Annotated in this window: 14 protein-coding genes; 6 read left to right on the top strand and 8 right to left on the bottom strand. The window is 70.1% G+C overall.

The genetic code is table 11. The annotated features are described in order from the left end of the window. Position 1: 1 nt before the first annotated feature. Genes JIG36_RS21455 through JIG36_RS21435 form a run of 5 tightly spaced genes read right to left on the bottom strand, consistent with a single transcriptional unit; the run spans position 2 to position 4,421 of the window. Positions 2–1,189, bottom strand: coding sequence for an acyl-CoA reductase (locus tag JIG36_RS21455; RefSeq protein ID WP_203378122.1), 1,188 nt, complete (start codon positions 1,187–1,189; stop codon positions 2–4). Continuing rightward, positions 1,186–2,223, bottom strand: a complete 1,038-nt coding sequence (locus tag JIG36_RS21450; RefSeq protein ID WP_203378121.1) for a LuxE/PaaK family acyltransferase — start codon at positions 2,221–2,223, stop codon at positions 1,186–1,188. Before JIG36_RS21450 ends, JIG36_RS21455 begins: the two co-directional genes overlap by 4 nt. After that, positions 2,220–3,449 carry an AMP-binding protein gene (locus JIG36_RS21445; RefSeq protein ID WP_307872833.1) on the bottom strand — a complete coding sequence of 410 codons (1,230 nt, stop codon included), beginning with the start codon at positions 3,447–3,449 and terminating at the stop codon, positions 2,220–2,222. Before JIG36_RS21445 ends, JIG36_RS21450 begins: the two co-directional genes overlap by 4 nt. Beyond that, complete coding sequence (locus JIG36_RS21440) at positions 3,446–4,183, bottom strand: SDR family NAD(P)-dependent oxidoreductase (RefSeq protein WP_203378120.1); 738 nt, start codon at positions 4,181–4,183, stop codon at positions 3,446–3,448. Before JIG36_RS21440 ends, JIG36_RS21445 begins: the two co-directional genes overlap by 4 nt. Next, complete coding sequence (locus tag JIG36_RS21435) at positions 4,176–4,421, bottom strand: acyl carrier protein (RefSeq protein WP_202993943.1); 246 nt, start codon at positions 4,419–4,421, stop codon at positions 4,176–4,178. The genes JIG36_RS21440 and JIG36_RS21435 overlap by 8 nt, the downstream gene beginning before the upstream one ends. Positions 4,422–4,614: 193 nt before the next feature. On the opposite strand from JIG36_RS21435, the gene pseB reads away from it, so the two are divergent. From pseB to JIG36_RS21405, 6 genes are read left to right on the top strand one after another with little or no spacing between them, the layout of a single operon-like run. After that, positions 4,615–5,595 carry a UDP-N-acetylglucosamine 4,6-dehydratase (inverting) gene (gene pseB, locus JIG36_RS21430; RefSeq protein ID WP_307872832.1) on the top strand — a complete coding sequence of 327 codons (981 nt, stop codon included), beginning with the start codon at positions 4,615–4,617 and terminating at the stop codon, positions 5,593–5,595. Next, positions 5,595–6,713, top strand: a complete 1,119-nt coding sequence (locus tag JIG36_RS21425) for a DegT/DnrJ/EryC1/StrS family aminotransferase (protein WP_203378118.1) — start codon at positions 5,595–5,597, stop codon at positions 6,711–6,713. The genes pseB and JIG36_RS21425 overlap by 1 nt, the downstream gene beginning before the upstream one ends. A gap of 3 nt (positions 6,714–6,716) precedes the next feature. Then, complete coding sequence (locus tag JIG36_RS21420) at positions 6,717–7,580, top strand: hypothetical protein (protein WP_203378117.1); 864 nt, start codon at positions 6,717–6,719, stop codon at positions 7,578–7,580. Beyond that, on the top strand, positions 7,577–9,073 hold the full coding sequence (locus JIG36_RS21415; RefSeq protein WP_203378116.1) for a class I SAM-dependent methyltransferase: 1,497 nt from the start codon (positions 7,577–7,579) through the stop codon (positions 9,071–9,073). The genes JIG36_RS21420 and JIG36_RS21415 overlap by 4 nt, the downstream gene beginning before the upstream one ends. Continuing rightward, positions 9,070–9,795 (top strand): cytidylyltransferase domain-containing protein, encoded by a 726-nt coding sequence (locus JIG36_RS21410; RefSeq protein WP_203378115.1) that lies wholly within the window; start codon positions 9,070–9,072, stop codon positions 9,793–9,795. Before JIG36_RS21415 ends, JIG36_RS21410 begins: the two co-directional genes overlap by 4 nt. Before the next feature lie 2 nt (positions 9,796–9,797). Beyond that, positions 9,798–10,811, top strand: coding sequence for a PseG/SpsG family protein (locus tag JIG36_RS21405; RefSeq protein ID WP_203378114.1), 1,014 nt, complete (start codon positions 9,798–9,800; stop codon positions 10,809–10,811). On the opposite strand, the gene JIG36_RS21400 is transcribed toward JIG36_RS21405, so the two are convergent. From JIG36_RS21400 to JIG36_RS21390, 3 genes are read right to left on the bottom strand one after another with little or no spacing between them, the layout of a single operon-like run. Further along, the gene (locus JIG36_RS21400) at positions 10,789–11,802 is read right to left on the bottom strand and encodes an NADPH:quinone reductase (protein ID WP_203378269.1); all 1,014 of its coding nucleotides are present in this window, start codon (positions 11,800–11,802) and stop codon (positions 10,789–10,791) included. The two genes, JIG36_RS21405 and JIG36_RS21400, sit on opposite strands and share 23 nt — an antisense overlap. A 19-nt stretch (positions 11,803–11,821) precedes the next feature. Further along, on the bottom strand, positions 11,822–13,114 hold the full coding sequence (locus tag JIG36_RS21395) for a type II toxin-antitoxin system HipA family toxin (protein ID WP_203378113.1): 1,293 nt from the start codon (positions 13,112–13,114) through the stop codon (positions 11,822–11,824). Then, on the bottom strand, positions 13,111–13,404 hold the full coding sequence (locus tag JIG36_RS21390; RefSeq protein WP_203378112.1) for a helix-turn-helix domain-containing protein: 294 nt from the start codon (positions 13,402–13,404) through the stop codon (positions 13,111–13,113). The genes JIG36_RS21395 and JIG36_RS21390 overlap by 4 nt, the downstream gene beginning before the upstream one ends. Between the last annotated feature and the right edge of the window lie 72 nt (positions 13,405–13,476).

Below are 13,476 nucleotides of genomic sequence, written 5' to 3'. Positions count from 1 at the left end.
GTCACTCTACGAGCGTCGTCAACCGGGTGAATTCGCGCGGTAGGTCATAACCGTCCCAGATGGAACCAAAAGTGAGCGCCTGGCCGAACGGGACGATCCGGTCGACTCCGCGTCCGCCCAGAGCCAGCGCGAACTCGCGCAGCTGCTCGCTGGTGAACCCGAAGTGGCTGAACGTCTGGTCCTGCCGGTTCATCGCCGGCACCAACTCGAGCAGCGAGCCGACCTGGGCGAACGGGAAGGCGCCGGCACCGATCCAGCGGCGCGGGGCGTCGGGCACCGTGATCAGCGACATCGCGGTGACCGAGTTCGCCGGGAACTCCATCGCCGAGATCGCGCCGGTCGCGGCCATGCCGTACGCGTTGACCCGCTTCTCGACGGCCATGGCGGCGTCGATCTCCCAGCCGCGCTGCCCGACCATGTCGAGAAGCAGAGAGACAAATTCTTCCCGTACGCCGTCAGTGTCGTCCCCGACCAGGAAGACCGTGCGCGGCGAGGAGCAGGCGGCCTGGTCGAACCAGTACGAGTCGTTGGTGAAGCCGAGCACCGCCGCGCGCCGCTGGGCCGGGTCGGCGGCCCGCCAGCCGTCGGCCGAGAGGGCCGCCCACGACGTGCGGTCGGGGAAGGTCAGATCGCGGGCCGAGGGGCGCAGCGGGTGCTTGCGGATGGCCTCGACGGCCGAGTCGCCACCCCAGATCACCCGCAGGTCGGCCCACTGGCTGAGCGCCGCGGTGACCTTGTCGTCCCGGCCGTAGGTGATCATGCGCTGGGTGCGGGCGATCACCGGGTCGGCGTCGGCCAGCACCTCGTTGAGCGCGGTCAGGATCGTGTCGGCGGCGGTGGCCGAGCGCTCCGAGATCCGTACGACGTTGTGGTTGCCCGCCAGCGCGGAGAGCGCCCACGAGTAGACGAAGATCGTGTCGACGTTGGCCGGCGGGATGTGGAAGACGTTGCCGCGCGGGAAGACCAGGGCGTCGCCGTTCTTCATGTGCTCGACCGTGCGGTGCAGCTCGGCCGGGCGCAGGAAGAAGCCGAGCGAGCCCAGCTCGGGGTGGCGCCGGGCCACGGCCGGGGCCAGCAGCTTGCGGGCCAGCTTGGCCAGGAAGTCGATGACCCGGGGGTCGCCGACGGTGAGACGGTCGTCGGAGGGGGCGGTCAGGTCGCCCTCGACGCCGAAGCGGTACTGGATCACGCTGCCTCCCGGTAGGTGTCGGAGCAGCCGCGTGCCTCGGCCCGCGGGAGCCGGCCCATCACCGAGAACCGCTTGCCGGGCCAGTCGCCGTCGTCGACGCCGTGCACCACACCGAGGTCTTCGGTCAGCAGCACGTGACCGGGGTACGAGGTGGGCAGCGTGCTGATGACCTCGATCAGGCCGGGCTGGCCGACCGGCTGCTCGGCCCACGTCTCGGGGTCGCGGATCACCACGTCGGCGAAGTCGGGGCAGTAGAGCGAGCCGCCGGTGGGGCCCTCGAGGAAGATCGTGCCGATCTGCTCGATCATCCCGTAGTAGTTGTGCACCTTGGTGAGCCCGACCCCGGCCAGCCGGTTGCGGAACTCCTCGGGCGAGACGGCCTGGTCGACCAGCTTCTTCCAGCCGCCCGAGTGGATCAGGATGCCGTTGCTGAGGTCGAGCCCGTTGTCCTTGGCGACCTCGTAGAGGTGCAGCCAGACCAGGTAGGTGAAGCCGAAGATGAGGAACGGCTCGTCGCCGTACTGCTCGAGGAAGCCCTTGAGCGCCTCGACGTCGACGTGGCCCTCGTTGTCGAGCGCCCAGACGTGGTTGCGCCCGAAGTTCGACATGCCGAGCACGCCGGCGCCGCGGGCGCTGAACGACTTGCGGTCCTTCAGCATCGCCTTGGTGTCGACCAGGATCATCGGCAGCCGCTTGGGGCCGAGCACGCTCTGCACAGTGGCGCCCAGCTTGCGGGTCTGCTCGGCGGCCGCGGCCTTGTCGAGGTAGATCTTGCTGACCTCGGCGCCGGTGGTTCCGCTGGACGTGAGGACCTTGTACACCTCGTCGTCCGGGATGCTCTTGAGCTCGAGGTTCTTGAACAGCCGGACCGGCAGCCAGGGCAGGCCCGCGACCGACGTGGCGGGTGTGTAGCCGGAAGCGGCGAGGATTCGCGCGTACGGCTCGCAGTTCTCCCGGTGATGCTCGGTCAGCGCGGAGAGCTCCTTGAGAAGGACCCCCTCCTTCGCCGCCTGAGACAGGGTGAAGACACTCACAACGAAGACTCCAGCGCCCGATAGTCGGTCTTGCCGTTGGGCAGCAACGGCAGCGCGTCAACACTACGCACTACGACGCCGGAGAAATGTGTCCCGAGCCACTCGGCGATCTTGGTGCGCAGGCCGCGTGCCTCGTCGTCCGAAATGCCCACGCCAAAGACGACCAGCTTGTCGTCGCCGGCCACGGCGGTCACCGGGAAGTTCTTCTCCACGTCGTCCAGGTTGATCCGGACACCGAAGACCTTTCCCATCCGCTTGATGCGGCCGGTGATGAACAGGAATCCCTCGTCGTCGATGCGACCGAGGTCACCGGTGTGCAGCTCGCCACCCTGGGTGTCACCCAGCGCGAGGTCGGCCGCCGTGTCGGCGTAGCCCATCATCACGTTCGGACCGCGGTAGACGACCTCGTCGTCCTCGACGGTGAACTCGCCGCCGGGCAGGGCGAGGCCGACCGAACCGGTCTTCTCCGCCATGCGGGCCGGGGGCAGGGTCGCCATGCGCGGCGCCGCCTCGGTCTGGCCGTACATCACAAAAAGGTGGCCGCCGACGGTCGCCATCCGCTCGGCGAAGTCGGTCACCAGCTCGGCCCGCAGCCGCCCGCCGGCCTGGGTGAGGGTCCGCAGCGTCGGGTACTTCGCCGGGTCGAAGCGCAGCCGGCGGAGCATCTCGTACTGCGAGGGCACGAACGCCATCGAGGTGACGCCGTGCTCGTTCACGGCAGCCCAGAAGTCCTTCTGCATGATGCCGGTGCGCTCGAGCACCACCGTGGCACCGGCCAGCAGGTACGAATTCAGGACCGACATCCCGTACGAGTAGAAGAGCGGCAGCGTCGTGACGGCCACCGACTCCGGCGTGATGCCGAGGACCTCGGCGATCTGCTCGGCGTTCGTCCGCACGGCGCCGGCGCTCAGCCGGACCAGCTTCGGGTTGCCGGTCGAGCCGCTGGTGGTCAGCAGCAGGGCCAGGTCGGGGTGCACCTCGGTGGTGGCGAACCGCTCGGCCAGCGCGGCGTGGTCGCCGTCGGGGTCGAGCAGCACGATCGGACGCCCGAGCCGGAACGCCGCCAGATAGCGGGCGATCGCCGGCACGGTCGTCTCGAACGGGTGGAACACCACCCCGCCCGGCTCTTGGGCCAGCGCGGCGGCCGCCGCCTCGATCATGTCTTCGGTCAGCGTCTCGCCGGTGGCCGCGTCGATCACACGGGCACCGGGGTGGAACAGATTCACAGCGTCAATCCTCCGTCGACCCCGAGCACCTGGCCGGTCACGAACCGGGCCTGCTCGGAGAGGAGGAACGCGATCACGTCGGCGACCTCGTCGGCCTCGCCCAGGCGGCCCAGGGCGGTGTCGGCGATGCGCTCCTCGCGGCCTTTTTCGTCGAGAGTGTCGAGCATGTCGGTGGCGATGAAGCCGGGCTCGATCGCGTTGACCCGGATGCCCTGCTTGCCGAGCTCCTTGGCGGCCGACTTGGCCAGCGCGGCCACGGCGGCCTTGGAGGCCGAGTAGACGGCCTGGCCGGCGATGCCGCGCGAGGCGGTGATCGACGAGACCAGGACGACGGCCGGGTTCTTGCCCCGGGCCAGCAGGCGGGTCGCGCCACGCAGCGTGTAGACCGCGCCGGCCGAGTTCACCGCGAACAGGCGCTGGATGGTCGCGTCGTCGGTCATGCCGAGCATGCCCGCCGCGTGGGTGCCGGCGTTGACCACCAGCGCGTCCAGGCGCTTGAAGTTGCTGAAGGCGAGCTGCACGAGCGCCTTGCTGGTCGCGGGGTCGGCAATGTCACCGTGGCCGCTCAGCGCGGTTACGCCATACTTGCCGGACAACTCCTCAGCGACGGCCGCGATCGCATCGGCGCGATGACCGTGCAGCACGAGGTCGTGCCCCTGCTCCGCGAGACGCGTGGCGGTGGCCCGACCGATTCCCCGGGAGGCGCCTGTTACCAGGGCCACCCGATCACTCATTGAAGTCAACCCCGTACTTGCCGAGGATGCGGGTCGCCTCGGCGAAGCTCGACATGTTGATGACGTCGTCTGTGTCAATCATCACGGAGAACTCGTCCTCGATGGCGGCCACCAGAGACATGTGAGCGAGGGAATCCCACTTCTCGTTGTCCTGGTATTGCAGGTCGTCCACGGGCGCGTCCGCCGGAAGGTCCAGTGCGGTGCGGAACGCCTCGCGCAGTCTCTGCAGGTCACTCACAGGGGTTCTCCAAGGGGGCTGGGTGAACAGAGGATTCTTAACCTCGTCGCACGCGGTTAACCAGAGGGCAACTCTATCTGAACACCAGGTGAACTAAGGTTTGCGTTTCGGGTTGGCCCAGAAATCTGCTGGTCGGCTGGTTATGCTTCCGGCTCGTACTGCGTCCTGTCCCACCCCCCGGGAGAAAATCAAAGTGTCTGTACTCAGCGGATCATCGATCCTGGTCACCGGTGCTACCGGGTCGTTCGGGAAGGCGTTTCTCAACTACGCCCTGACCCACCTCGACCCGCAGCGCATCGTCGTGTTCTCCCGGGACGAGCTGAAGCAGTACGAGGTCCGGCAGATGTTCGGCGACGACCCGCGGCTGCGCTTCTTCCTCGGCGACATCCGGGACAAGGCGCGGCTCGAGCGCGCGATGCACAACATCGACTACGTGGTGCACGCCGCCGCTCTCAAGCAGGTCGACACGGCGGAGTACAACCCGTCGGAGTTCGTCGAGACCAACATCAACGGGTCTCAGAACGTGATCGACGCCGCGATCGACAAGGGCGTCAAGAAGGTCGTCGCGCTCTCCACCGACAAGGCGTCGAGCCCGATCAACCTCTACGGCGCGACCAAGCTCGTGGCCGACAAGCTCTTCATCGCCGGCAACCACTACGCGGCCACCCACCCGACCCGCCTCGCGGTCGTCCGTTACGGAAACGTGATGGGCAGCCGGGGCTCGGTCGTCCCGCTGTTCCGCAAGCTGGCCGCCGAGGGCAAGAGCCTGCCGATCACCGACAAGCGGATGACCCGCTTCTGGATCACGCTCCCCCAGGCCGTGAAGTTCGTCGTCGACTCGTTCGACACCATGCAGGGTGGCGAGCTGTTCGTGCCGCGCATCCCCAGCATGCGCATCCTCGACCTGGTCGAGGCCGTCGCCCCGAACTCGGCCACCCACGAGATGGGCGTCCGGCCGGGCGAGAAGCTCCACGAGGAGATGATCGCCTCCGACGACAGCCGTCGCACGCTGCGCTTCCCCGACCGCTACGTGGTTCAGCCGGTCGTGGCCAGCTGGGGCTACGAGACCCCCGAGGGCGGCGAAGAGGTTCCGGACGGTTTCAACTACCGCTCCGACAACAACGACCTCTGGCTCTCCGTCGAGGACATGCGCAAGCTGCTCGAGGAGAACTGATGCTGCCGTACGGGCGGCAGTCGATCGACCAGTCCGACGTCGAGGCGGTCGTCGCCGCCCTCGGCAGTGACTGGCTGACCACCGGCCCCCGGGTCGCGCAGTTCGAGGCCGACATCGAGGCGGTCGCGGGCGCTCCCGCGGTCACCGTCACCAACGGCACGACGGCGCTGCACACGGCGTACGCGGCGGCCGGCGTCACCAGGGGTGACGAGGTCGTCACCACCCCGATGACCTTCGTGGCCACGGCCTCGGCGGCGTCGCTGCTGGGCGCCAAGATCGTCTTCGCCGACATCGAGGACGAGACCGCCAACATCGACCCGGCCGCGGTCGAGGCCGCGGTCACGTCGCGCACGAAGGCGATCGGCGCGGTCGACTACGCGGGCCACCCGGCCGACTACGACGCGCTCCGCAAGATCGCGGAGGGCGTGGGCGCGGTGCTCGTGGGCGACGCGGCCCACTCGATCGGCTCGACCGTGAACGGCCGCCCGGTGGGCTCGCTGGCCGATCTGACGACGTTCTCGTTCTTCCCGACCAAGAACATGACCACGGCCGAGGGCGGCGCGGTCGCGTCGATCCGGCCCGACCTGCTCCAGCGGGCCCGCACGTTCCGCACGATCGGGGTCGTCCGCGAAGACCTGCGTCACCCGGACGAGGGCGCCTGGTTCTACGAGGTGCACGAGTTCGGCAACAACTACCGGCTGCCCGACGTGCTCTGCGCGCTCGGCAGCTCGCAGCTCAAGCGGCTGGCCGCGTTCAAGGCCCGCCGCCAGCAGCTGACCGCGCGGTACGACCAGCTGCTGGCCGACGTGCCGGGTCTGCGCCTGCCGATCCAGCGTGAGGGCGTCGACCCGCTGCGTCACCTTTATCCCGTGAGGGTGTTGGACGGTCGTCGGCGTGAAGTCTTCGAGCGGATGCGCGAAGCCGGGATCGGCGTGCAGGTCAACTACATCCCGGTCTACTGGCACCCGGTGTTCACCGACCTGGGCTACCAGCGGGGCATGTGCCCCGTGGCGGAGACCTTCTACGCTGAACAGCTATCGTTGCCGCTCTTCGTCGATCTCTCCGACGCCGATCAGGACCGCGTTGTGGAGACGCTGCGTAACATCCTCGGGAGCTAGCGGGTGCACCACGCCAACCACTTCTACGGCCACGCGCACATCCTGGCCGAATACTGCGGGTTAGATCCGGAGCATCCGCCCCGGATCAACGGCTACCTGCAGCACGGGTGGAACGTGGTCGACGGGCTCGGTGCCGGCACGCCTTACGTGCCGGGCCGGCCCATCTTCGTCTATTCCGAGCAGACCCGGCGCCGCGCCTGGTCGATGGGGCGCCGCCAGGCCACGGTCGTCGGCGCCCCGTTTCTCTACCTGCTGACCATGCGGCCCGATCCGACGCCCGCTCCTCGGGAGGGGACGATCTGGTACCCCTTCCACGGGTGGGAGGGCCAGCACATCGCGGGCGACCACCAGCGCCAGGTCGAAGAGATCATGGAAACCGAGCGCGGTGGCCCGGTGACCTTCTGTCTCTACTGGCACGAATACCGCAACGACGCCGTCCGGGCCTCGTACGAGAAGTACGGCCGGGTCATCTGCCACGGCTACCGCGGCTACCAGTGGCGCGACACCGACATCGACTTCCTCGACAACCAGCTGGCCGAGCTGCGCAAACACAAGCGCGTGGCGTCCAACCGGCTGAGCAGCGCGATCTTCCACGGGATCGCGGCCGGGTGTGAGGGCGCCGTTTACGGCGACCCGATGCACCTCGACAAGGAACACCGCCCCACCGCCGACCGCATCCGGCGGAGCTGGCCCGAGCTGCACGGCAAGCGTCTCGACGCCGCCGCGGCCCGCGCCTCGGCCATGAGCGAGTTGGGAGACGGTTACCTGGCGTCACCGGCGGAGCTGCGCGCGATGCTGGGTTGGACGGGGTATTACACTGCCGAATCCGCGCACGCTGAGTCACGTCCAGCCGAGGTGCCCGCATGATCGAGATGATCGGTGGTGAGATGCCGTCGTTCACCGAGGACCGCCCCCGCGCCGGGGGTGCCCTCTTCGGATATCTGGCCGGCCAGCTCCCGGCCGGCGCCGACGTGCTGGTCGCCGGCCCGCACACCGACGAGCTGATCGACGCCCTGGCCGAGCGGTCGGCGGTCACCTGCCTGGTGCGCTCCGAGCCCGAGGCGATCGAGCTCGACGCCCGCGGCCGCACCGTCCTCTGCGGCACGCTGGCCAAACTGCCCGACGCCGAGAAGTACGACGTGATCGTGGCCCTCGACGGGCTCGACCGGCTCTGCTCGGTCGAGGACGAGCAGCTCGACTGGGCCGCGAGCCTGCAGGCCCTCAAGCGTGCCCTGCGCCCCGGCGGAACTCTGCTGCTGGCCGTCGAGAACGAGCTGGGCGTGCACCGCCTGGTCGACCCGACGACCGCCACCTCGGCCCAGACCGACAGCGCATGGCGGCCGCTGGGCGAGTTCGACACCAAGCCCGGCAACCCGACCCGGCTGGCCGGCAAGCTCTCGGCCGAGGGTCTCGCCATCGACTGGCTGGGTTCGGCCTGGCCGGTGCCCGAGTCGCCGACCCTGATCGCCACCCCGAACGCGCTGCAGGACGGCCCGGCCGACGTGCTGGCCGCCGTCGCCGCGGGGGCGGTCGGTCAGGCGTACGCGGAAAAGGCCGTTCTCAGCGATCCCCGCCGGCTCGCCGCGGCCGCCGTCCGTGGCGGCCTGGGTCCCGAGTTCGCCGCCTCCTGGCTGGTCGTCGCCCACCAGGCACCCCGCCCCGCGGCCGTCCTCAACCTGCCGCCGGTGCTGGCCGGCGACGGCCCGGTGGTCGAGATCGCGCCCGGCCCCGACGGCGCCTGGGTCCGCCGGGTGCTCATCGGCGAGGGCGACGTGCTCAACGGGCCCCTCCCGGCCGGCCGGCTGCTCGAGGAGCTGCTGCTCGGCGCGGCCCTGCGCCACGATCTGCCGCTGCTGCGGCGCCTGCTCACCGGTTGGGCCGCCGCCCTCCCGCAATCCACCGCCGACAACGTCGTTGTCCACCACGACGCCTTCGCAGTGCTCGACCCCAGCATCCCCCCGCAGACCGACGTGATCCGCCGGTTCGCACAGACGCTCCTCGGTGGGGGCTACGCCCACCCCTGGCCCGCCGCCACCGATCTGCAGACGCTCACCTCGGTCCTCCACGGCGCCGCGGGCCTGCCCGACGACGTCCCGCCCGTCCCGGCGGAGGCCGAGATCCCCCTTCCCGATTCCCGCCGCGAGCACGAGGAACAGCTCCGGGCGCTGCGCCGGCAGATCGCCGACGCGACCTCCCGCGCCCAGTGGTACGAACGCGAGCTCAACAAGCGGGACAAGGAACTCACCAAGCTGCGCAAACAGGTCGCCCTGTTCAGCGGCACGGTGAGCTTCCGCGTCGCGAAGATCGGCTTTGGGGTCGCCCGCAAGGCACGGAACCGCCTTCGAAAAGGACTCAAATGACAACCCTCGGCATCATCCAGGCCCGGATGGGCTCTTCGCGCCTCCCCGGCAAGGTGCTGCGCCAGCTCGGCGGCCGCAGTGTCCTCGAGCGTGTGGTCCGTGCCGCCCAGCAGAGCGGCGTGCTGGACACCCTGGTCGTCGCGACCACCATCGAGCCGGCCGACGACGCCGTCGTGGCCGAGTGCGCCGCGATCGGCATCCCCTGCTACCGCGGTCCGGTCGACGACGTGCTGACCCGCTTCCTGGGCGTGCTCGGGCAGCACGAGAGCGACGTCGTCATGCGGTTCACGGCCGACTGCCCGCTGCTCGACCCGCACCTGGTCGCGCTGGCCCACCGCGTGTTCACCGCGTCCGGCGTCGACTACATGACCACCTCCATCACCCGTACGCTCCCCCGCGGCCTCGACGTCGAGGTCGTGCGGACGCCGGTGCTGCTGGCGGTCGACGCGCTCGCCACCGAGCACCACCGCACCCACGTGACGTCGTACATCTACACCCACGCGGACGACTTCGACGTGATCGGGCTGACCATGCAGCCCGACCTGTCACACCTGCGGCTCACCCTCGACACCGAGGACGACTGGAAGCTCATCGAGGCGATCGTCGGCCACTTCGGCGACGAGCCGATCTCGGTGCGCGAGCTGGCCAACTGGCTGGCCGGTCGCCCCGACCTGATCGAGCTCAACGCCCACGTCCTGCAGAAGGCCCTGGTCCAGGCGTAACGGTGACGATCGTCGGTATTCGCTGCGACGCCGGTGCCCGCACCGGCGTCGGGCATCTGGTCCGTTGTGTCGCGCTGGCCGAGGAGCTGGTCTCCCGCGGCGTCGTGGTCGTCTTCCTGGGTGACCTCGGCGGCGTGGAGTGGGCCGAACGCCAGCTCACCCAGCGCGGCCTGCCCTGCCTCCCGCCCCCGTCCGACCCGGCCGGCCTGGTCGCCGCGGTCGAGGAGCTGGAGCTCGACGCCCTGGTCATCGACTCCTACACGCTGCCGCCGGAACACTCGGTCGCGGTCCGCGCGACCGGGCGGCCGGTGCTGGCGATCGTCGACGGCGACTTCCGCGGCCAGACGGCCGACATCTACGTCGACCAGAACCTCGACTCGGTGGTCGAGGTCGACGGCGCGCTCGGCCTGGCCGGTCTCGACTACGCGCTGCTGCGCGGTTCGGTGCGGTCGCTGCGGCCGGTCACGCCGCCGGTGCACACCGACGCCCGTACGCCCAAGGTGGTGGCCTTCTTCGGCGGCACCGACGCCTACCGCGCCGCGCCCGAGATCGCCGTGCGGCTGGCCCAGACCGGGGCGCGTTTCGACGCCACGATCATCGGAGCCAACGAGAGCCTGCGTGACGAGTTGCACGCCGTCGTGCCCGGCGAGGGGCAGCGCTTCGACATCATCCCGCCCACCGACGACCTGCCCAAGCTGCTGGCCGAGGCCGACCTCGCGGTGAGCGCCAGCGGCACGTCGACCTGGGAGCTGCTCTGCCTGGGCCTACCGGCCGCGCTGGTCTGGGTGGTCGACAACCAGATCCTCGGGTACGACCGGACGATCGCCCGCGGTTTCGGGGCCGGGCTGGGCCGGCTGGGCCACCTGGGCGCCGACGCCGTCGACACGCTGGAACGGCTGCTCACCGACGCGGCCGCCCGCACCGAGCTGGCCCAGCGGGCCTGGTCGGCGGTGGACGGCCGCGGTGTCGAGCGGGTGGCGGACGCGCTGCTGGCTAGGGCTGCGTCACCTCGATGACGACCTTGCCCACGGCGTTGTTCTCGACGGCCTCGTGGGCGTCGGCGATCCGCTCGAACGGGTAGCGCAGGATCGGCAGCCCAGCCTCCTCCCCCACCCGGAAGGCGCCGGCGTTGACGGCCTCGGCCACCGCAGCGACGGCGTTGTCCTTCTCCTCGGCCGAGGTGGTGTAGGTCAGCACGAAGTCGAGGCTGACGTTCTTGAGCATCGCCTTGAAGCTCGGAATGGCGACCTTGCCGGCCACGTAGATGGCGATGTTGCCGTTCGGGGCGATCACGTCGAGGTCGAGCGCGAGGTTCTCGGTGTTGACCTCGACGACGATGTGCGGTCCGGTCTCGCTGACCTCACGCACGCGGGCCGCCACGTCCTCCTCGCGATAATTGATCACCACGTCGGCGCCCGCGGCCGCGGCCAGTTCGCCCTTCTCCTTGGACGAGACCGTGGTCAGCACGGTCGCGCCGGCCCACTTGGCGAGCTGGATGGCCGCGTTGCCGACCGCGCCGGCCCCACCCGCGACCAGCACCGTGCGCCCTTCCAGGGCCCCCGGCTCCAGCCTGTCCGGCCCGTCGCTGGCCAGCGTGAGGCAGCGGTGCGCGGTGAGCGCGGGGATGCCCAGGTCGGCGCCGACCTCGAACGGGACGTCGTCGTTCATCCGCACGACCTGACGGCGGGGCAGGACGACGTACTCCTGCGCGGTGCCGTTCTCGCGGCCGTAGCCGGCGTCCCACACCCACACGTGGTCACCGGGTTCGAGCCCGTGCACGCCGTCACCGACCGCGTCCACCACGCCGGCGCCGTCCTGGTTGGGCACGCGCGGCGGCGAGATGCCGTCGGGCACGCCGCGGCCGGCCCGGGTGCCGGTGTCGGTGGGGTTGACCGCGGAGAGAACGATCCGGACCCGCACCTCGTCCGGACCGGCGGGCGGCAGGTCCCGCTCGGTGATCTGAAGAACGGACGCGGGACCTGGCTCGGAGAAGACGGCTGCACGCATCATGCATCCCACCCTAGTTTCACGTTCCGCCGAGCGCTCCAGCACAGCGCGCGGCGTGCTCGGTGATCCGCGCGACCAGCCGGCCGGGCAGATCGCTGCCGAGCGCCCGCACGGCGTCGGCGGCCGCCGCCTCGCGCAACGCGTCGGGAAGCCGCCCGGCCAGCTCGCCGATCCGCTCCCGCACCCGCGCGGGGTCGAGCCGGTTCCGCTCGGCGAAAGCGGCCCAGTGGCGCCCGGTGATCGCCTCCACCCGGTACTCCGAGCCGATCTTCATGGCGAGCCGCAGCCGGGGCAGATACATGTCGTCGTACGGCAGGCTGCTGGCGACGTCGTAGAGCGGCGCGAGCCGGGCCTGCCCGGGCCGCAGCAGGAGCGAGTAGTTCTTGGCGTGCGCGTCGGTGCCCGCGATCAGCCAGTTGAGCGCGAGCGCATCGACAAAGCGGCCGACCTCCTGCTCGGCTACGACCGCGGGGGTCACCACCCGCCGGATCAGGTCGATGATCTGCTCCGGTGCCGGGCCGCCCTCGCTCTGGTACTTCGCGGTCGGCGGCAACCCGAGCGCCTGGCACATGTCTTCCTGATGGACCCGGACGATCCGGCCGCCGCCCGCCGGGAACCGGTCGTAGCGGTCCACCACGACGGCCCGCTCCCCGCCGAACGAAAGCACCCGCGAGCTGGCCGCGCGCAGACCGAGGTTCTGGGCCGCCCGCAGGCAGAGATGCTCGTTGAGGTCGTGGTCGTCGAAACCGGAGATAGCCGGTTTGAGAATGTGCGTCGTCGGGATCGCGCCGGACGGATCACCCCACCGGCCGCTCGTCGCGTCGAAGTGCAGCGCGGTCTTGGCCTGCGCGCCGGCCAGACTGAACTGACCCGTGCCGGCCAGGTGCCAGGCGGACGGGTCCCGCCGCAGGATCTGCAGCCGCTCGGCGAGCCTTTCCTCAGTCAGCGGTTCGACCTTGCCTTCGTACGCGAGCATTGCCTCGACCCGCTCACCCGTAACGAACTGGGCCTCCCCGGCGCAGTCCTCGCCGACGTGGTTCAGCAGGGCGAACGGGTTGCCGGCGGAGACCTGGAATTCGCGGCCCCAACGTTCGAGCACGTTCTCGTTGTCGGGCAGTAGCCCCTGGCAGTAGGCACGGACGACAGAGCCGGTGTAGGCGCCACGGGTCAGCGGGAGCGACAGGGACAGCGGCAGGGAGGTCTCGGCACTCCGGTAGTCCGCGTCGTACTCCAGCGTCAGGATGCCGTCGTTGCCCTGACGGAGCATTCCGGCCCGGCGCCCGCCCAGCATCACCACCAGTTCCCGGCTCACGTCGGCCCTCCACCCGGCGAGCCGGGCGCCGAACCCCCGCCAAGAGAATCCAGATAAGCGTCGAGATCGAGTTCGGGCTCGGGCTCGGGGCGCGCGTCGAGGAAAAGGCCAAGCGCCGCCACGACCTTGAAGACGAGCCCGATCTCGGCCGTCGGCTTGCCGGCTTCGAGGTCGGAGAGCCAGCGTCGGCTGACCCCGGCGCGAACGGCCAGCTGAGCCTGGGTCATCGCGGACGCACGGCGCCGATCGCGGAGATGGACACCGAGGTCGGTTGCGTTGCTGAGACGCACGAGCCCTCCCTATGCACGTACGTGCACATCATAGCTCCCGTGCGCGTACGTGCACATAGCCAGCCGTGGGCA

This window comes from Paractinoplanes ovalisporus, assembly GCF_016834655.1.
Taxonomy (GTDB): domain Bacteria; phylum Actinomycetota; class Actinomycetes; order Mycobacteriales; family Micromonosporaceae; genus Actinoplanes; species Actinoplanes ovalisporus.
The sequence above is the reverse complement of the archived record's forward strand: the minus strand, read 5'-3'. Positions and strand labels throughout refer to the sequence as shown.